The 18,207-nt window shown below is 53.7% G+C and carries 13 protein-coding genes and 5 pseudogenes; 9 read left to right on the forward strand and 9 right to left on the reverse strand.

The genetic code is table 11. The annotated features are described in order from the left end of the window. Positions 1-883 precede the first annotated feature (883 nt). Together JMJ04_RS44475 and JMJ04_RS44480 are read left to right on the forward strand one after the other, a co-directional pair. Complete coding sequence (locus tag JMJ04_RS44475) at positions 884-1,360, forward strand: IS5 family transposase (RefSeq protein ID WP_201369692.1); 477 nt, start codon at positions 884-886, stop codon at positions 1,358-1,360. Then, positions 1,326-1,790 (forward strand): hypothetical protein, encoded by a 465-nt coding sequence (locus JMJ04_RS44480; RefSeq protein ID WP_236039157.1) that lies wholly within the window; start codon positions 1,326-1,328, stop codon positions 1,788-1,790. The genes JMJ04_RS44475 and JMJ04_RS44480 overlap by 35 nt, the downstream gene beginning before the upstream one ends. A gap of 349 nt (positions 1,791-2,139) precedes the next feature. On the opposite strand, the gene JMJ04_RS44485 is transcribed toward JMJ04_RS44480, so the two are convergent. Further along, positions 2,140-2,379, reverse strand: a complete 240-nt coding sequence (locus JMJ04_RS44485; RefSeq protein ID WP_201376780.1) for a cation:proton antiporter domain-containing protein — start codon at positions 2,377-2,379, stop codon at positions 2,140-2,142. A 270-nt stretch (positions 2,380-2,649) separates the two neighbouring features. Between JMJ04_RS44485 and JMJ04_RS44490 the strand changes: the two genes are divergently transcribed. The 3 genes and pseudogenes from JMJ04_RS44490 to JMJ04_RS44500 all read left to right on the forward strand — a co-directional run. Further along, positions 2,650-3,252 carry a TetR/AcrR family transcriptional regulator gene (locus tag JMJ04_RS44490; RefSeq protein WP_201376781.1) on the forward strand — a complete coding sequence of 201 codons (603 nt, stop codon included), beginning with the start codon at positions 2,650-2,652 and terminating at the stop codon, positions 3,250-3,252. Positions 3,253-3,354: 102 nt separating this feature from the next. After that, positions 3,355-5,457 (forward strand): chloride channel protein, encoded by a 2,103-nt coding sequence (locus JMJ04_RS44495; protein WP_201376782.1) that lies wholly within the window; start codon positions 3,355-3,357, stop codon positions 5,455-5,457. Positions 5,458-5,696: 239 nt separating this feature from the next. After that, positions 5,697-5,945 (forward strand): annotated as a pseudogene (locus JMJ04_RS44500) (transposase); the annotation flags it as partial. A gap of 566 nt (positions 5,946-6,511) precedes the next feature. On the opposite strand, the gene JMJ04_RS44505 reads toward JMJ04_RS44500, so the two are convergent. Further along, positions 6,512-6,892 carry a hypothetical protein gene (locus JMJ04_RS44505; RefSeq protein ID WP_201376784.1) on the reverse strand — a complete coding sequence of 127 codons (381 nt, stop codon included), beginning with the start codon at positions 6,890-6,892 and terminating at the stop codon, positions 6,512-6,514. 138 nt (positions 6,893-7,030) lie between these two features. On the opposite strand from JMJ04_RS44505, the gene JMJ04_RS47785 reads away from it, so the two are divergent. Together JMJ04_RS47785 and JMJ04_RS47790 are read left to right on the forward strand one after the other, a co-directional pair. After that, a complete protein-coding gene (locus JMJ04_RS47785) occupies positions 7,031-7,174 on the forward strand; it encodes a hypothetical protein (RefSeq protein WP_236039158.1) in 144 nt (47 codons plus the stop codon). 23 nt (positions 7,175-7,197) lie between these two features. Beyond that, positions 7,198-7,407 carry a hypothetical protein gene (locus tag JMJ04_RS47790; protein WP_236039159.1) on the forward strand — a complete coding sequence of 70 codons (210 nt, stop codon included), beginning with the start codon at positions 7,198-7,200 and terminating at the stop codon, positions 7,405-7,407. Here JMJ04_RS47790 and trxA read toward each other — a convergent pair. Further along, on the reverse strand, positions 7,390-7,743 hold the full coding sequence (trxA, locus tag JMJ04_RS44515) for a thioredoxin (protein ID WP_201376785.1): 354 nt from the start codon (positions 7,741-7,743) through the stop codon (positions 7,390-7,392). The two genes, JMJ04_RS47790 and trxA, sit on opposite strands and share 18 nt — an antisense overlap. An 818-nt stretch (positions 7,744-8,561) precedes the next feature. On the opposite strand from trxA, the pseudogene JMJ04_RS44520 reads away from it, so the two are divergent. Next, positions 8,562-8,768: pseudogene (locus JMJ04_RS44520) on the forward strand (DDE-type integrase/transposase/recombinase); the annotation flags it as partial. 188 nt (positions 8,769-8,956) lie between these two features. Here JMJ04_RS44520 and JMJ04_RS44525 read toward each other — a convergent pair. The 4 genes and pseudogenes from JMJ04_RS44525 to JMJ04_RS44540 all read right to left on the reverse strand — a co-directional run bounded on the left by JMJ04_RS44525 (position 8,957) and on the right by JMJ04_RS44540 (position 15,788). Beyond that, on the reverse strand, positions 8,957-9,352 hold the full coding sequence (locus JMJ04_RS44525; protein ID WP_201376761.1) for a response regulator: 396 nt from the start codon (positions 9,350-9,352) through the stop codon (positions 8,957-8,959). 9 nt (positions 9,353-9,361) lie between these two features. After that, positions 9,362-11,294 (reverse strand): annotated as a pseudogene (locus JMJ04_RS44530) (ATP-binding protein). 125 nt (positions 11,295-11,419) lie between these two features. Continuing rightward, positions 11,420-12,643 (reverse strand): annotated as a pseudogene (locus tag JMJ04_RS44535) (PAS domain-containing protein); the annotation flags it as partial. A 325-nt stretch (positions 12,644-12,968) separates the two neighbouring features. Beyond that, positions 12,969-15,788, reverse strand: a complete 2,820-nt coding sequence (locus tag JMJ04_RS44540; protein WP_201376787.1) for a winged helix-turn-helix domain-containing protein — start codon at positions 15,786-15,788, stop codon at positions 12,969-12,971. A 420-nt stretch (positions 15,789-16,208) separates the two neighbouring features. Here JMJ04_RS44540 and JMJ04_RS48350 point away from each other — a divergent pair. Further along, positions 16,209-16,454: pseudogene (locus tag JMJ04_RS48350) on the forward strand (SDR family NAD(P)-dependent oxidoreductase); the annotation flags it as partial. A gap of 273 nt (positions 16,455-16,727) precedes the next feature. Here the strand turns inward: JMJ04_RS48350 and JMJ04_RS44550 are convergent. Both JMJ04_RS44550 and JMJ04_RS47795 read right to left on the reverse strand, forming a co-directional pair. Beyond that, positions 16,728-17,513: an integrase core domain-containing protein gene (locus tag JMJ04_RS44550; RefSeq protein ID WP_236039160.1), complete on the reverse strand. Its 786-nt coding sequence runs from the start codon at positions 17,511-17,513 to the stop codon at positions 16,728-16,730. Then, positions 17,464-18,063, reverse strand: a complete 600-nt coding sequence (locus JMJ04_RS47795; RefSeq protein WP_236039161.1) for a helix-turn-helix domain-containing protein — start codon at positions 18,061-18,063, stop codon at positions 17,464-17,466. The genes JMJ04_RS44550 and JMJ04_RS47795 overlap by 50 nt, the downstream gene beginning before the upstream one ends. Positions 18,064-18,207: the final 144 nt, after the last annotated feature.

The raw sequence follows: 18,207 nt of genomic DNA on the forward strand, positions 1-18,207 counted from the left end.
TTTCAGCGCCTGTTTTCCTTAAGCAAGGCTTGGTAAATAAGGTGACGAGTGATCAGGTTTTAGGGCGAAGAGTGATCAATCGGCGCGAAGAGTGATCAGCTCAACTATTGGCGACGAGGGAAGCCGCTTGAGATGCGGATCGTTCTCAAGCGTTTCTGTCAATTCGCGTGCGAATTTTCCTGTTTTTGCCTGTTATGAGTGGGCTATAGTAGCATGAACCCCAGCGAGACGCGCCTGCTTCAGCCCAAAAAAGGCCGGAACAGGGCAGCAGAAGCTCACAATCCAAGCAATTTTTGCTCATGAATTTACACTATTGAAAGTGGTAAATCTGCTTGTAGAGCCATGTTGCTCATCAGCAATAGATGAGCTGATCACTCTTCGCGCCGATTGATCACTCTTCGCCCTAAAATCTGTCAACTCTTCGCACTTACTACCATCTCGATGGCAGCAGTATACTACGACAATGGAACTGTTAAAAGAGCCATTCATAGCTATAATAAGGGGGCCATTTACGAGCAAGCGAGGTCTTCAAAACGTTTCAATAAGAAGAACAGACAGGAGCGTATGTCTACAACCCCCAAAAATGCTGATCTTTCATGGAGAACAAAAAAGCAGAATTTAGTTTCAACTCAACTTCTTCGCTATAAATACAGATTATATGAATAGAACTGTCTGTCTTTCTGCCACCCTGCGACCTCGTAGAGCGTTTGTGCATCGCTATTATTGACGGCAGTTTTTTAGGTTAAGCCTCTGGCCTGGGTTTCTACGGCAAATTCTCTTGCACGATCTAAGATAGTGTTTGAAAGTGGTCATCTCGCCGAGAGGAAGAAGAAAGGGGTTGATGTAACGAGTCGAAGAAGCAGAAAGAAAGTGCAGAAGGCGTATGAAGGTGACACTGGGGAGGAAAGCCTATCCCTCCGATCTGACGGATGAGCAGTGGGAACTGTTGGAACCCCTGATCCCTCAACCATCCCTGCAGGGCCGCAAGCCGTTTGTCTCGCGACGCGAGGTCGTCAATGCAATTTTGTACGTTTTGCGCAGTGGATGTCCCTGGCGCATGCTGCCCCATGAATTTCCCGCGTGGCAAAGCGTCTATTACAATTTTCACCGCTGGGAGCGCGAAGGCGTTTGGGATCGTATTCTGCAAACCCTACGCATGCGGATGCGCACCAGGCAAGGCCGAGAGGAAGAGCCAAGTGCGGCGATCATCGACAGTCAATCCATCAAAACGAGTGCGGTTCGGGGTCCTGAAAAGGGCTACGACGTCGGAAAAAAAAACGTGGGGCCGCAAGCGTCATGCATTCGTCGATACGCAGGGCAATCTGTTGGCTGTGAAGGTGACAGGAGCCCAGGCCTCTGATCACCAGGGCGGCACTGCCCTGCTCGAGCCACTCAAGAATGCGCTTCCCCGTCTGCAGCTCATTTGGGGCGATAGTCATTACGGCGGAACCTTTCTGACCTGGGTGAAAGAAACGCTGGGCTGGACGATTGAGACCATCCATGCAGTCACGCTCCCCAAACGAGGCCTGCTCGTGCCCGAAGGGGAGGAGGTGGACTGGGACGCATTGTTTCCCACAGGCTTGCGGCCTCAGCCCAAGCGATGGATCATTGAGCGCAGTTTCTCCTGGATCGTGCGCTGGAGGAGGCTTTGCCGCGATCACGAGGGCTCCCACAGAGCAGTGAGGCCTTTATCAAGCTCTCTGCCAGCTACCGTATGCTCACCACGCTCGTGCCAGCTTTCCCATCGCGACCGTTTTAAAACACTATCTGAGTACTACAGCCCCACTTAAAACGTGGGGTGGCTCCACAAGCTCACTGCCACGTTACCAGTTTTCTACAAAGAAGAAGCCTACGAAGCCACTTCGTAACATACATACCTCGCTAAGTGGGGCTGTAGTACTGAGATACTGAATTGACATGTCGAGCCCTGTGATATGTCGAGCCTTCCTGCAGAGCACTTGAGGTGGAAAATCGTGTTTTCTCAAGTGTCTCTCGGGAGGGCTCTTTTGGCAAGCTCATCCCTGAAAAATTTAGGATGACTTATGTTATGCGCTTCTATGGGCACTCGTGAGTACGATTACTGCTCTGCTCATCTTCGCGAAACTGTATGCGCCACCATTGCGCTTGCATCACCAGATACTACACTGAAGCCTCAGCTACCTGCTCCTCCGATGAAGGCTTTCCTCCCTCGCTCGGAAGAGACGCTTGTAACGAAGGGATACGTTTGAGGAACCAGCGCAAAGTAATCCCTTGTATCAGCAAGGTAAAGAAGACCACGGCATAGGTAGAAATCACTAAGACTGAGCGATGAGGAATCTCCATGGGCAGAGCCAGGACCAGTGCCAGGGAAAGGGCTCCCCTGCACGAAAAAATCAGCATGAGCTGTTATCATACATGCGCTGCTTTGTGGCTCGTTTTCTCGCCTAACTGTGCCTCCTCGGCAACCGTCTCTTCCTTATCGCTACATGGACAAACACGTTTAGATTTCCCTTTGTCACACTGGAAGAAACGACCTATATCATCTCTTATATGGAGTCATCGTTGGCTTGACAGGACGAGGTTGGTTGTCCTATACTACAGAAAGGAAAAATGACCAATAGCCCATTTTTTTGATGCATTGTTTGTGAAGCGATGGGGAGAGGAGAGCCCATGCCAAAAGTTGTTGATGAACACATGCGTGAAGCGACCCGCCGCCATATTATTCGCCGGGCTGCAAGCGAATTCGCGCGTCTAGGCTTTGATCAGGCCAATATCAACACCATTGCCGAACAAGCGGGCATTGGCAAGGGAACCATTTATCTCTACTTTGAAAACAAGCGTGAATTATTCCTCTCTATGCTTCGCTATATTGCACAAGATCATATTCTCGCTATCCGTACAGCTATCGCTCTCGATGGAACCTTGCAACAACGGCTGGAGCGTCTTTTCCGCGCCTTTACGCACCTTGCTCAGGAAGAACGCGATAGCTTTAATGTCTATATGAGTGCACTGTATGGAGTCAACCGTGCCTTCCAGGCCGAGGCCACGAAACTTCTACGCGATTACCTCGCGACCATCGCTTTGATGCTTGAGCAAAGCCAGGCGCGCGGTGAAATCCGTTGTCCTCATATTGAAGCAACTGCCCTGATGATACTCTCGCTTATGGAATCCTACGTGCTTTCCGCCAATGTCCTTGGACAGTCTGAACAAGCTATTCTTCAACAGGCAAGCTTGATTGCTGAAACGCTTGTCCAGGGCATTGGATCTGCATAGGATGACAGCCGTTCTCTTTTTTTGCGCTTTTATTGAATGACTGCCCACTCATATTTTGGAGAAAAATGAAAGAATGCTCTTTCAGGAGGAGATTTTGCGTTTATGAATTCATCTGCTATGGTGACCTTTTTGCGCCGTCTTTTTTATATCAGGCGAGGGGCACGCAGCTTTGAAAGCCCCCGATACCTACTAAATTGGGTGTTCATTAGCACGTTGATTGGAGTCGTGGCTGGTATAGGAGCCATTGCCTTTTATGCTGCCATCCACTTTGCAACGGATCTTTTTCTTGGACATCTTATCGGCTATCTTCCTCCCAGCCCTGCTGGGGAGGGAGAACAGACAGCTGTAATGTCCTTCTGGTCTTCCGCGCGCCCCTGGCTTCTCCCCGTCGTGACCACTCTTGGTGCATTGATCTCAGGTATTATCGTCTTTAGCCTGGCACCTGAAGCAGAAGGGCATGGAACTGATGCCGCAATTGGTGCTTTCCATCGGGGGAAGGCGATTAGAGCGCGTATCCCCTTGGTCAAACTGGTGGCCTCAGCGATTACCATTGGAACTGGAGGATCAGCAGGACGTGAAGGCCCGGCGGCCCAGATCAGCGCAGGCTTTGGCTCGATCCTGGCAACGGTTCTCAGACTGGATGCCCAGGATCGCCGTATCGCACTTGCCACTGGGATTGGGGCCGGGATCGGGGCAATCTTCCGCGCCCCTTTGGGTGGAGCAATTCTGGCTGCTGAGATCCTTTATAAAGATGACCTGGAGGTAGAGGCGATCATTCCCGCCCTCATGGCCTCCATTATCGGATACAGTGTCTTTGGGGCCTGGTCTGGGTGGCAACCCATTTTCTCTACACCAGTTAACCTCGCCTTTACTTCACCCCCCCAATTGCTCTACTATGTTGTACTTGGCGTTCTCTGTGGCTTGCTCGGACTGCTCTATGCACGCGGCTTCTATGGGCTCACCCATCTTTTTCATCGTCTCAAGCTTCCCAATTGGCTGAAGCCAGCCATCGGCGGTTTGCTTGTTGGTTTAATTGGCTTGGTGATGCCGCAAGCATTAGGCATGGGCTATGGTTGGGTTCAGGTGAGTATGGGGCAAGGGCTCCTCTCGCTTCCTCTGTGGGTGGTTTTACTCTTGCCGTTTGCGAAGATTGTGACCACAGGCCTCTCGATTGGCTCAGGCGGGTCGGGTGGTATCTTTGGTCCCGGTATGGTCATTGGAGGCATGGTTGGTGCATGCTTCTGGCGTCTTTGTTATCACGTCTTTCCAGGGATACCCGACACGCCAGCTCCGTTTGTGATCGTTGGGATGATGGCGTTGTTTGGGGGAATTGCGCATGCGCCACTCGCGGTCATGCTCATGGTTGCTGAGATGACTGGAAACCTCTCTATGCTGGCTCCTGCGATGATTGCCGTTGGTATTGCTACCATTCTGGTTGGAGGCACTACGATGTATACCAGCCAGGTGCCAACCCGTGCAGATTCACCTGCACACCGGCTCCAGCTTTCTTTCCCGCTTCTTTCGACGCTTGCTGTCAGCAAGGCTATGCAACCACTCATTCTCCAGTTCGCTCCTGGACAGTTCCTCTCGGAGGCAGAAGATCTGCTTACAAAGCATGCTGAAAGCGGTGCGCCAGTAATAGATCAAAACGGCAACCTGGTTGGCGTGTTAACACTTGCAGATATTGAGCGTATCCCGCCAGAAGAACGAGCGCATCAATTTGTCAATGAGGCAATGCAATCGGATATTCTCACCTTTTATCCTGAGGATACCCTTGATGAGGCACTTGAAGGGCTGAGCACACGCCGCGTGAGCTGGGCACCTGTGGTAGATGCGGAGGGGCTCACTGGATCCAGGAATGTACTTGGGTTGATCTCGGTCTCGCATGTCGTTCGTCTCTACCGAGAAACGATAGCCAAGGACGCGCGACGCATGCGAGGGATGGTCGATGGTACGGTCATGATAGAATCAGTGATCGAGCCAGAAATGCTGTTAGCTGGTGTTGCCTTGCGTCATGCACAGTTACCAGCCGAAAGCTTAGTCGTTTCCATTCGACGTGCAGGTGAACTGCTGTTCCCGCGAGGAAGTAGCGTCATTGAGCCTGGAGATATTGTGACCTTTATGGTGAGTATCAGGGGAGAAGAGCGTCTGCAACACTACCTCACCCAACAGAAAGAACCTGTTCTGATAGGGGCTCATTCATAACTGACTGGCATAGTAAAAATATCGGTAAGTGTTTAGCACTACGGCACCATTTCGATGAGCTACATTGTGGTGGCAAAGTGCATAGAGTATCACTGTTGAGAAACCTTCTGAGAGAACTTCCCAAAGAAGCAAACAGAAGGTTTCTTCTTCATATTTCTGCCATGTTGAGCTGAGCTTGCCTCACTTTTGTAGAGTAGTGAAATCTTCGGATATACTCTTCTCGAAGGAGGAACGAGATCATGCAGAAAAAGCAGAAGACCTATCCGCCCGAATTTAAGTGGGAAGCCGTGAGGCTGGCGCAGACGAGTGGAAAACCGATTACGCAGATTGCGCGTTCGCTAGGCATTTCTGATACCTCTATCCACCAATGGCGCAAGGAGTTGGCTGAGCATGGTCCCGAAGCCTTTCCTGGTAGCGGGCATCAAACCGCTTTAGAAGAGGACAGACGAGATCTTTCTCATACACAAAAGAAAGATTCTGCTCTGCGGGCATCCTGAGTGAGTGAGTTGAGGCACCTGGGGTGGTGCAGCAAACTGTACTACCTGGATGCCTGTGATAGGCTTGGCAAACGAGACGAGCGTGTACGAATAACTCTGCGGTATATCCCTCGTTCGCTCGTCTCGGCACGAGTCGTCCATCACAGAGCATCCAGGTGGAGACGGTTTGCTGCAAAGGGGAAGGGTCTTGCTTCCTGAAAGCATCATGCTTTCCGCGTCCTGTCGTTGAGATTGCAGCAGGAATACCATTGAGATACTATGGAGATGGATAGGCAGCTTGAAATTAGCTCCTTCAAGCCGGGAACTGAAGACTCCTTTAGAAGAGGTGGGTAGACCCCTTGGTTTTCAGTGGGGGAGACGATGTGGGACCCCTGATACGTCTGTGGGGCCGTGAAGAACCCCTGGTCTGTCTGTGGGAGCTGCGTCTCCACAGTTCCTTGCCTATCCACCCACGGCCTTTTCTCTGGTTGTATGGGCAGAGTCAACTCGACCAGTCATCTTCTCGCCAATGTGTTTTTCTCCCATAAAGAGGCAATATGATGGCAAAAAAGCTTCTCTCACGGCCGGATCTGAGAACCATTCCTCTCCTGCGACAGGAAGCCGTTTATATTGGTGTTGATGTCGGCAAGTTTCGGCACGTTGCAGGCTTTCTCTCCAGAACACTCCTTGAACGCCACGAGCGTTTTGAGGCATGTCCCGCGCTCGTTTTTGAGAATTCCCGCGAAGGTTTCCACACCTTCATTGAACGCATACGAAGCTACTGTCCTCTTGAGCACTGCTATCTTCTTCTCGAGGCAACTGGGCATTATCATCGACCGCTTCAGCAATATCTTAAGGACTTTGACCAAGTTCTTTTCCATGCGTGCGCCAATTTGCACCCGCTCAACGGGAATAGTCCGTCCATGCTGACTGGCATTTTCTTCAATCTGACCCATCATATTTCTCTCTTTTAGGTGTCGTTACCATGTTATATTGGTACTAATATAACATGGTAACGACAAAGAGTCAATCAGCCGAAAGAGTTCTCGCGGTGTGCCGCCTCGCGCAACTCCACCAATTACATCGAATTGCTCAAAATGATCGAAACGGACAACCCCGCTGGCGACATTTTTCTCATTACCGATAATCTGAGCAGTCATAATAGCCTGCAGATGCACACCTGGCTGGCGGAGCATCCGCGTCTCCAGCATGTCTTCATCCGAAAGGCGCGTGTTGGCTGAACTTGCAAGGAGGCTGGTGGCGTTTGTTCCGCCGTGATGCGCTCGCCGGCCAGAGCTTCGCCAACGCCGATGAGATCGAACAAGCCATGCAGGCGGCCACGACCCAACTCAACAACCGAGCGAGCCTTGGATCTGGGGACGGCCTCCCAAGAGGCGCCGCCACTTGCGTCGCCTCTTTTGTTATCGCCTTTGAGGGATGGAGCACTATAAGCCAATCAGGAAACCGAGCCTGATATCTTCGCCAGAATGCGATCAATCACAGACTGCAATTGAGCAGGATTTGGACCAGCGATGCGCTCAACCACGTTCCCTTTGTAAAAAACGATCAGTGTAGGAATGGCTTGAATGCCGAGAGTCTGAGCAGCATTGGGATTCTCGTCAATATTCATTCTGGCAAAGCGCAGTTTCCCCTGATACTGATCGCTCAAGCGCTCAAAGACAGGAGCGATAGCACGACAGGGCCCACACCAGGGCGCCCAGAAATCTATAATGACGGGCTGATCAGGCTGGTTAATAAACTTTTGGAATGCCTGATCATTTACAGTAAAAAGATTGGAGTGTATGCTCATGAGGTACCCTCCTGTCTGGATATATTATCTCTGCAACCGTTACTTGCTCTGCTTTTATCTGTTCGGGAACCTAGCACAACCAGTGGTAGCTACTTTTATATATTTTCGCTGATGAGAGCAATAGTCAGGGATATACTAAGATTGATAGCAAGATCAGGAGACGTATCTCTGTTACCTGGAAATGCTTTCAGTAAGTGTCCGTTTTCCAGGCGGGATTGATAACTGCTCCTAAGGACAGAGATCAAGGTATACAGTATATTTACAAGAGCAAGATACTTGCTAGAGAACTTGATCCTATGTGGTTTTACGCTGACACTGATGGCGAGGCTAATGTACCGACACCATCCCGATAGTTGGATCTTCCGCAACTTCCGTGCTCAAACTACAACCCTGATTCGTAAAGAAAGATGAAGAACATGTTCAACCCAGTTTCGTTTCAAGGTGGCTCTCTTGTCTCATCTTCCCTTTTCGCTTCCCGGTTTTGAAATCGAGCACGTGCTTGTTGTTGAGAATACGGTGGTCATTCAACCAGTTCAACCGCTCTTTGTCCATCCTGCTAGCACGTAAGTCAGTGCGTGCATAGTTACTACACTCGTTCGCCTCGTGATCTCCCAAGCAGTAGACGGGCCATTCAACCGAAGCTTTTGGTACGGCGTTTTGTTGCCAGAATGCGCAGTGTCCTCGCCTCACGTTCGCTGAGCGACTTCCAGAGGTGGTTGCAGTCTCTGCTCAGCGCACCGTACGGCTCAACGCCATTTTGCGTCGTCAGCGGTTTTTGCTCGCAGCCTAGCAGGAGCACGGAAATTGCGGAAGATCCCAATAATCTGGTCGAACAAGACCATCGTTTCATGAAGCGATTGGTGAAACCAGGCATGGGTTTCTTTTCGTTCGAGACGGCTTGGCAGACTTTACAGAGATATGAAGCAATAAACATGATGAGAAAAGGACAGATGCAAAGCGTAAGCAAAGGAGACAGCTTGAGACAGGTAGCGTTTATCGCAGAACTGTTCGGAGTGGCTATCTAAACACAGCAGAAGAACGGTGAAACTCCGTTCTTGGTGTTCCTCTTCGTGTTTTTGCAACACAGCCAAGCAGGCCGACGTAACGCAGCCATACACCTGCAATGAGGGGAATGGCGGCAAGGATCACCATCCCTTACCAGAAAGGGATGATACGATCACCATCTCTTTCTGCTAAAAAACTCTTGTCCTTCTCATGCAAGAAGATGTGCGATCAATTGCAGCAGCGTCTCCAGATCAAAGGGTTTTTGCAGCGTTCTGAGATGATCCAGGGCGCCGTTTTCTTGTGGCAAATCGGCACTCATCAGGAGGATGGGTGTGTGCTCACCTCCTTCTCTCCGCTGCAACTGGTCGGCGAGTTCCAGCCCATTCATCCCAGGGAGATGATAGTCTAGGAGAAACAAATCAGGCGTGATCGTTTGCAGCATAATCAGCGCCATCTCGCCGCTCGGAGCAAGATGCCCTTGATAGATTGCCTCCTCCTGGAGCACTTCCAGCAGGAGATTGCCAAGGATGGGATCATCTTCGACAATGAGAATACTCTTGACAACTATAACATCACTACATGCCTGTGGCTGGGACGTATACATGTGCGCTCCTTATGTTCTTTTCAGGGGAAGCGTCACCTGAAAAGTCGATCCTTTTCCCATTTCGCTCTCCATCGTGATGGATCCTCCATGGTATTTCACAATCTCCGCGACAATATACAAGCCCATTCCGAGGCCTGGAAAGGCGCGCTGATGTGGAGCAACCGCCCGATAGAAGCGCTCAAAGATTTTCTCGCGCTGCTCTTGTGGAATGCCGATACCCTGATCATGCACGCTGAGCGTCACGGCCTCTTCGGATGTCTTGATATCCACCTCTATTGTGTTGGCTCCTGGGGAATATTTGATCGCGTTGCTGATCAGGTTCAGCAACATTTGCTCGAGCCGGTCCTTATCCCCGACCAGAAGCGGGGGGGACGCGGCACGATGCACGACGATAGTATGGGTCGTCTGCATCTGTTGCACGATCTCAACGACCTCCTGGAGCACGTCGTCCAGATTCACCGTTTCTTGGGCATACTCCAGGGTGCCAGCCTGAATTTTGGAGAGGTCGAGCAACTCTCCGACCAATCGGGTAACCATGTTGAGTTGTGCCTCCATCCGGGAAAGAACGGGATCCGCGTTGTCGATGCCTTGCTTTCCCAGTTGCTTTCGTAATAGTTGCGTTTGCAGCTTCAAGGACGTGAGCGGCGTCTTTGAGTTCATGGCTGACCATCCCCAGAAAGTGATCTTTGCGCTGCTCCAGCTCCTTGCGGGCTGAGTTGTCCAGCACAAAGCCGATGCCCTGGAGCACCTCCCCATGAAAGGCCACTCCTCCCATGAGCATGTCCAGGCGGCTACCATCCTTACAAGTGAGCGGTCCCGGACTGCGCGCACGTGTCATACTCCTCTGGATGCAGGAACTGACGCCAGCCATACCCTCGTAACTGCTCTGGCGTCGCATGGAAATAGTTCGCAACCCGTTGATTCCAGTCTTCCGTCAAGCCGTCCGCTCCTGTGCTCCACACCAACTGCGGCACCATTTCGGCGAGCACGCGCAAGTGCTCCCGGCTTTCTTTGAGTTGCTGCTTGGCCTGTTTCCGGTCCTCGATGTCGGTGTTGGTGCCAAACCATTTGATGATCTGGCCTCTTTCATCACGTACCGGCATGGCGCGGGCTAAGAACCAGCGATGCTCCCCGGTCGTCCCATGACGCAGGCAGTTCCGTTTCATACACCCCGCCGGTCTGGACGGCGCGCTGCTATGTCTCTAGGACGCGTTGCTGGTCCTCAGGATGCGTATACTGCATCCATCCCTCCCCCTCCTGGGCCTCTTCGGTGTTCAGGCCGGTATAGTCGCGCCAGCGTTGATTACACGAGTCCTGAGAGCCGTCCGGCCACCCAGTCCAGACCAGCTGGGGAATGGCATCGATGAGGGCATGGATTTCCGCTTCGGCGCGCTTGCGCGCGGTGATATCGATCCCAACATAGACGAGGTACGCGATGTGGTGATCCGCATCTTTGTGCGGGGTGATCTCGACGTCCTGGTGACGGTCCAGGCCTTCCCTGAACTGAACCAGGGTCTCGAACCGCACGGTTTCTCCCCTGCTAGCTCGCGCGATGGCGGCACACAACTGCTCTTGACTGGCCGGAGCACAGGACCACCACCGGGCTTCGGCCAGCGGCTGGCCAATGACCTCCTCGCGTCGGACGCGCGCTTCCGCCAAGGGGACTTCATTGATCTCGAGGACGATCTCCTCGGGGTCAGCACGCCGATCCTGCTAAACAAGCCATTCAGGCCCTTGATGGAGAGACGCTCGTCCTGGGGAACCGGCGCCTCTCGTCGGGCTGCTGCTCTGTCCTGGTGGACCTGCACCTTCAGCCCTCAATCGTGGGAGCGAGCTGCGCGTGCAGCCAGGTTCGGGTCACGGGAGACACATACTCCGCTTCGCTTGGTGCCTGGGTCTGTCTGGTCGGTATTGTCAACTTAATTAAAATTGTAGAGCTTATAGAAGAGAAACAGGCCTCAACGTGTGGATTGCGCCCTTTTTCTTGCCTTGGTTGCTCGAGAATGCTGGTTGATCTGGCATCGAAGTAGTGAAAGCTCATCAACGAAATTTTTTAAGTTGACAATACCGTTGCTCCAGTTCCTTGCGCGCCGAGTTATCCAGCACAAAGGCGATCCTTTGGGGTGGGGAATGCGGTAAGACGACCTTGCCCACGAGCACGGGCAGGCGACTGCCATCTTGACACACGTACTCTTTCTCATAAGGTGTCAGCGATTGCCGGGTAGCCAGTTCCTGGCCGGCCTCTAAGGTGCGAGCCAGACCTTCCGGAGGGGTCAAGTGCCACCAACTCATGCGTCCTTCACGTAGGTCTTCGCGAGTATAGCCGGTCATGCGCAGAAAGGTGTCTTTGGCGTTCACAATCTGCTCGCCTTCGCTGATATAGATCCCGGTAATGTTGGAGTTCCCAAGGGCGCCCGCGGTCTCCTGGCTCTGGCGTAAGGCTTCCTCCGTCCGTTTCTGTTCATCGATATCGGTGCAGGTGCCAAACCATTTAACGATCTGGCTTGCGTCATCGCGCACCGGCAGCGCGCGGACTAAGAACCAGTGGTACCTCCCTGTTTCGCTGTCCTTGATACGATATTCAATTTCATAGGGGCTCCCCGTTTCGAGCGAGTGTTGTCGAACCGCCAGGGTGCGCTCCAAATCATCCGGGTGCACGAAGTGCTGCCATCCAGAGCCCAAAACGTCTTCCGGGGAGGCACCAACGTAGTCAAGATAGTGCTGATTACAGTAGGTCGCCGAGTTATCTGGCGTCGTTGTCCACACGAACTGTGGCACCGTTTCAGCCAACAGCTGCCAGTTCTCCTGGCTTTCTTTGAGTTGCTGCTCGGCTCGTTTCTGCTCCTCGATATCGGTGCAGGTGGCCAACCACTGGACAATCTGCCCTGCTTCATTGAGCAGTGGCACATGCTGTGATAAGAACCAGCGATACTCGCCCGTGCGTCCATCCCTGAGGCGATACTCAAACTCGTAGGATTCATCCGTTGCCAATGTCTGGCGCTGCAGTTCCAGGACACGCTCTTTATCCTCAGGGTGGAGATTTTGAAGCCAGATCTCTTTCTCAGGGCAGGAGTCCGCGTGGGGCAGCATGGGCTGCTTGTCTTGAACGGGTGGGCAGCCATCGAAAGGCGGATGCTGGCACTCCGTCTGCTCTTCAGCACGTTGGGACAGCAGACGGCGATAGTCGCGCCAACGTTGGTTCGTGTATGCGATAGAGCCATCAGGTCGGATGATCCACACAAATTGGGGGAGCGCATCAATCAACGCACAGTGCTCCTCTTCCACCACTTTCCGCACTCTTTTTTTGGTGAGTAACGACATACGCTGTGCCCCCCTTTCACATACCTCATCATTATCAAGAAGAACGCCCCTGCTTTCTTCAGGAAAAGAATCATCCAGCGAGTCTCACCAGCGTTTTTTCTGGCGGGTGACCTCTGACTCTCGGAGTATACTGGAAGCGCAGAGAGGACGTCATGGGTCGAAAGAGCTATTGGAAGGCGAGAAGTGACAAATGGAACCCAGCACCAAAGTGCTAGTGCGCAACTCGACTTCTCTGGTCAGCCTACTCTATTCGGGTTAGACCTGCCTGATAGACCTGCCTCTGGCAAGCACGCTCTCACTCAAGGGGGGCTGAAGAAAGGAAGCCAAGAGCCTGCGCGCGGGCTACTGCCTGGGTGCGATTGGTAGCTTCAAGTTTGCTGAGGATATTACTAATATGATGCTTCACGGTGCTGGTTGCGACCACCATGGCTTCTGCGATGTCCTGGTTCGAGGCACCACGCGCCAGCAAGCGGAGCACTTCCTGTTCACGCGCGCTTAACGGGTCCAGCAACGGTTGGGGTGGGCTTGGAGATGGCTCGCTTTCCAGATGGGTTGGCTGGGCCGGCAGTTGCTGGTTGAACACACGCAAAAGCGTTTCCAGATACAGGCGATCTTCCTCCTGAAGCTCCTGTTCCCTGAGCTGGGAGAGCAATGCAGCTATGGCCGCTCCCCCAGCCACAAAATGACGGATGTACCCTTCTGGCGCCGCCAGGTGCACCGCCTGGGCCAGCAGAGCCAAGGCTTCTCGCTGCCGCTGAAGCATGTGATACGCCTGGATCTGCAAGAGCCACATTTCCAGCACATGGTTCCACCGCTGCGTGACCGTTGCCCGTTCTACCAGGGGGATGAGCAAGTTTAATGCCTGGTCCGCCTGGGATTCGGCCAGCAGTAAGTACGCAAGGGCAACATTCTGTCGTTCCCGTGCCAGCGGAGAGTCCAGCGGATCTCCCTGCCGCACCTCTCTCGCCCAGCGTCGTGCCTGCTCCAGATCGCCACCTGCCAGCCAAAAACGCATCTGATCGACGCTGCTCCAGATCGCTGTGCGATAGGGGGACGGTGAGTTACGCCAGGTGTATTCCAGTTGCTGAGAGGCATTTGTGGCCTCCTCCAAGCGCCCTTGCGAGAGGGTAATCCGCAACAACAGGGTATAGGCGAGGGGTAAAAATGCCAGAAGTTCGGTCTGTTCACCGAGCTCGATTGCCTGTTCCGCGAGCTGGTGGGCTTCCTCTAATCGGTTCCACTCGTGCAAGATCCTGGCTTGATAGGTATAGGGCCAGCATATCTGCGTTGGCTGAGGTCCCTTAAGAGTTTGGAGTGCATGAATTGCTTGCTGGCTCAATTGCCATGCCTGGTGGAGTTTTCCCGCCATCGTGCTTTCCCAGACGGCCTCGCGCCAGTAGATACTCTCGAGTGTTTGATCGCCCTTCGCTTTGATCCGGCTCCATTCAGCCTGCAGTTGCAGGACACCGCGCTCGACATACCCCTGAGAAACGTTCGCCCGAGCCTGGGCAAACGCCATCTGGACTCGTGCGGCCCATTGCTGCTCCTCAAGATGGGTCAGGGCCTCCTGACAAAAAGCTCGCGTTGCTCCCGCATCCCCATGATAGAACCCCGCAATCGTGGCCTGCAAGGCGGCGATTTCCCCCAGAAGATGGAGTGGAGCCTCTGGTCCGTGTGCATCTCGCGCCGTGGGTGTCTGTTCTTCCCGGAGATGAGCTTGTGTCCAGGCGCGTCTGGCATCGCGCACCCAGCTTTCGGTGACTTCTGGCGGAGCGATCCAGAACAAGCTCTGGGCAGAGGCCAGGCACAAACGAGGCCGCTCACGCAGAACCTCGCGGGGAAGCTGCTCCATCCAGGAAGGGAGCAACGCGTACTCGAGCTGACTCCAGAGGTCCTGACGGGGAATCTGCTCCATCAACAACGCGGCCCAGGACCACTCGTGCGCCTGCAGCGCGTGCTGGATCGCTTTGCCGCGCATCTGCTGCGCTGCATACCACTGACTGGCCCGCAGATGCAGGCCAGGCACCTCTGCGGGAGCGGTCTGCTCCAACTGCGCACGCAGGACCGCGGCCCAGAAGGGGTGGTAGGCATACCACTGGTGTTGATTGTCGAGTGGACTGAGAAAGAGATTGGCCCGTTCTATTTCCTCCAGGAAGTGCTGGCTATCCTGCTGCTCAAGGACAGCATTGCACAGGGAGGTGTGCAAGCAGGATAAGATGGACGTTCGCAGGAGGAAGCTCTGCACCTGCGCTGATTGGCGATGAAGCACCTCCTGCACCAGGTATTCGAAAAGCTCATGCTGCGTTCCCTGGAGCGCTTGCAGCAGGTCGGTAGGGTGCGCCTTCTCCTGCAAGCTAAGCGCTGCCAGCTGCATGCCCGCCCACCAGCCTTGCAGGCGTGCGTCCACTGCCTGGCTGTCTTGCTCGGAAAGCTGAAGATTCATCACCTGGCGCAGAAAGGCGGTCATTTCCTCGCTCGTTGCTCGTAATTGCTCGGTGCGCACTTCCAGAACCTGGGCCTGCGCGCGCAGCCGGGCAAGGGAAAAGGGAGGGTCTGTCCGTGTTGAGAGGACCACACGCAGCGTGGGCGGCAGGTGCTCAAGCAGGAAGGCAAGCTGGGCTTGGATGGTGGGCTCTGTCATCTCCTCATAATTATCCAATACCAGCACCAAGGGTTCGCTTTGCCGGGCTAGGTTATTGACGAGAGCCGTGAGCATAGCTTGCCAGGAAGGTTGTGGCTGTTCGGACAAGGAGGCAACGGGGAGAGGCGAGAGCCCGGGCCGGCACTGTTCCAACGCACTCAAAACATACATCCAAAACTGCAGGGGGGTGTTGTCGCCTGCGTCAAGCGACACCCAGGCCACTGGCGGGTGGTCTGGAGGAAACGTGCGAACCCAGCTTGCCAGCAGCGTGGTTTTCCCAAAGCCTGCGGCGGCGGAGATGAGCATGAGGCGTCGGTGGAGGCCGGCATTGAGCAAGGCCAGGAGACGTGGGCGAACAACGATCTCATGGGTGAATACGGGGGGAAGAAACTTGGTCGCAAGCAGAGGATAAGGGGATGAGCGTAGGACCGGCTCTGGCGCGATGTTGTGAGGTTTATGGTTCTCGTGGCCCATACTCGTTCTTCCTTTCTGCTCCCTGTTGTTTGCCTTTTGGCGATGAGCAGATCAACTCCTTGGAACATGCATGCAGTGCCATTGTCCATGAAAGAGCTCTCTGTTCCTCTCACTGTGGCATGACTCTTCTGATTGGCTGCATTCTTGCTCATTCGCTTCAACTGACCAGGAACGTCAAGTTGCGCACTAGAACTTTCGTGCCAGGTCCCGGCTGTCACTGCTCCCAACAATAGCTCTTTCGACCTATGACGTCCTCTCCGCGCTTCCAGTATACTCCGGGCGTCAGAGGTCATCCGCCAGCAGAAACACTGCTGCGACGCGAGGGATGACACCATTGGCCACATCAAAGCAGGACAGATTCTTCACCAGGGAAGGGTCACAAGTCCACTACATTATTGCTATAAGTAAGGAGAGAGATTTATGCGTTTACAGGGGAAAACGGCTCTGGTCACAGGAGCCACTTCAGGGATTGTACAGGCGATTGCTGAAGCATTTGCTCGCGAAGGGGCCCAGGTAGTGATTACCGGACGCAACGCGCAACGGGGAAGGGCTGTCGTCGAGGCAATCCAGGCTGCTGGTGGGTCAGCAACATTTCTTGCCGCAGATCTGACCTCGAGGGGATATTGTCAACTTATTCGCGTGCGCCCTCTAACGAGCGGAAGTGTTGCCCATGAGGACTCCATTTGGATAGCGATGGAAGGGCGAAGCGGCATGTGTATTGTTTTCCGACTTCAGCTCTTGCAAGAGTACTTGAGATGACAAAAAACAAGCATCTAAGCAACAAGCAAACGAGTAAGCACGAGAGCATGAGCAAGAAGCATGAGGGAAGGGTCAACCAGGGAGAAAAGCAGGCGATCAAGCGATAGAGAGGAAACGAGCAAGCAGAAAAGCGGACAGCAGTCTCCTCGACGAATCAACTCCCGCAAGCAAACACAAAGATTATCGAGCTTGGAGGTGTCGCCGTCGCAGGTGTATCAAGCGTTGTCGTTCCTCTGAACGGGCGCGCTCTTGCATCAAGGCAATGTAGTCATCCAGCGGCATGCGTTGGCCTTGCAGCCCTTTGATGGGAAGCCGCTTGATGATACTCTCATGCTGCAGGACCTCGAAGCAGCGCTCGGCAGCATTGACACACAAGGTGATGAGCTGTCCAGCCAAGGCCTGCTTGATGTAGTAGTCGGCCCCATCAACGCTCACGCGGCCGTCAGACTTCACACGTCGTGCATAGGTCCGCCCGTGAACTGCTTGCAACCAGGCATCCGGATCGACGACGGTTGGAAGCGCGGGTAAGGTGGGCAGCACAGGATGCGCCTGGCTGGGAGGACGATTGTCACAACTGCGCCCCTGATGAGGACGCTGCGTGTTGTAGAAGTGCTCAAAGGTCTCGGTGACATTGCGAACCTCTTCGAGGGTTCCAGGACGATGCACAAACAGACATTCTTCCTTGTAGGTCCGATGATATCTTTCCACATAGCAGTTGAGTTCTGGGTGGCGGGGAGGCAAGACGTTGGGCTGCACGCCAACACACAAGAGAAATTGGCACAGGGCCGAGGGAAAATCGCGTGCCGTTGCACTGCCTACCCAACGAGGATCGCGGTCAAAGGTCAAGATGCTGGGACAGCCGTAGCGACGCAAGAAGGTGACCACCGCCTGGAACGCCGTTTCGGCATGGAAGTCTTCATGAGCTTGAGCGTGCAGGAGGAGAGAGGTGCCAGCGTCGACCCGCATTGCAGACTTCGATCACGTGTTGCCGCGCGGGCATCAGGATCATGCAGATCAACAGGAACGGTGGGAACATCTTTAAAGTCGAGTTGCACTTCTTCCAATGGAGCTCTTGGCAAACGAGGAGAACGCTGGCGAGGAGAGTCGCGCTCAATGGCTCCCGCAGCATCCAGGATGCGCCAGATGGTGCGTGTCGAACGAGGCAAGTGGGCTGTTTTTGCCTGCAAGGCTTCATCGCGTTGCAAGTAATACAGGATAGCCACGGCCCAGGAGTACGCTGCAACGGCTCTGGGGGAGACTGGCGGATCGAAAGCACCCGCTCTTTGACTTCAGTGTCAATGCGAGGCGGGTGGTGATGAGGAGCACGAGAGCGAGAAAAGAAGATGGATGCATCAAGTGTTCCCTGAGCTTGAGCTTCTCGAAACCGCTGTCGCCAGGTACACACCATGCTCTGAGAACAGCCGACCGCATCAGCATATTGTTGGAGGGTCCACTCAGGATGCTGTTGGAGCAGGTGGAAGAGGTGAGCACGCTTTCCAACATATTCGACTTCCATAGCATCGCCTTCCTGAGAAGTGGAGGGCAGAGAAAACGATCACCTATCCTGGAGTATACATGACGAAAAGGAAGAGCATCGAGCAAACGAGCAGGCGCTCGTTTGAATGCTTGGCTAATTGCTTGAAACAAGCGAACAAGAGAA

This window comes from Ktedonobacter robiniae (genome assembly GCF_016587375.1).
In the GTDB taxonomy this organism is placed as follows: domain Bacteria; phylum Chloroflexota; class Ktedonobacteria; order Ktedonobacterales; family Ktedonobacteraceae; genus Ktedonobacter; species Ktedonobacter robiniae.

Coding starts and splice junctions, on each gene's coding strand:
- JMJ04_RS44475 (WP_201369692.1), top strand. CDS start 884: ATGAAGGTGACACTGGGGAGGAAAGCCTATCCCTCCGATCTGACGGAT.
- JMJ04_RS44485 (WP_201376780.1), bottom strand. CDS start 2,379: ATGCTGATTTTTTCGTGCAGGGGAGCCCTTTCCCTGGCACTGGTCCTG.
- JMJ04_RS44490 (WP_201376781.1), top strand. CDS start 2,650: ATGCCAAAAGTTGTTGATGAACACATGCGTGAAGCGACCCGCCGCCAT.
- JMJ04_RS44495 (WP_201376782.1), top strand. CDS start 3,355: ATGAATTCATCTGCTATGGTGACCTTTTTGCGCCGTCTTTTTTATATC.
- JMJ04_RS44505 (WP_201376784.1), bottom strand. CDS start 6,892: ATGATGGGTCAGATTGAAGAAAATGCCAGTCAGCATGGACGGACTATT.
- JMJ04_RS47785 (WP_236039158.1), top strand. CDS start 7,031: ATGATCGAAACGGACAACCCCGCTGGCGACATTTTTCTCATTACCGAT.
- trxA (WP_201376785.1), bottom strand. CDS start 7,743: ATGAGCATACACTCCAATCTTTTTACTGTAAATGATCAGGCATTCCAA.
- JMJ04_RS44525 (WP_201376761.1), bottom strand. CDS start 9,352: ATGTATACGTCCCAGCCACAGGCATGTAGTGATGTTATAGTTGTCAAG.
- JMJ04_RS44540 (WP_201376787.1), bottom strand. CDS start 15,788: ATGGGCCACGAGAACCATAAACCTCACAACATCGCGCCAGAGCCGGTC.
- JMJ04_RS44550 (WP_236039160.1), bottom strand. CDS start 17,513: ATGCGGGTCGACGCTGGCACCTCTCTCCTCCTGCACGCTCAAGCTCAT.
- JMJ04_RS47795 (WP_236039161.1), bottom strand. CDS start 18,063: ATGGAAGTCGAATATGTTGGAAAGCGTGCTCACCTCTTCCACCTGCTC.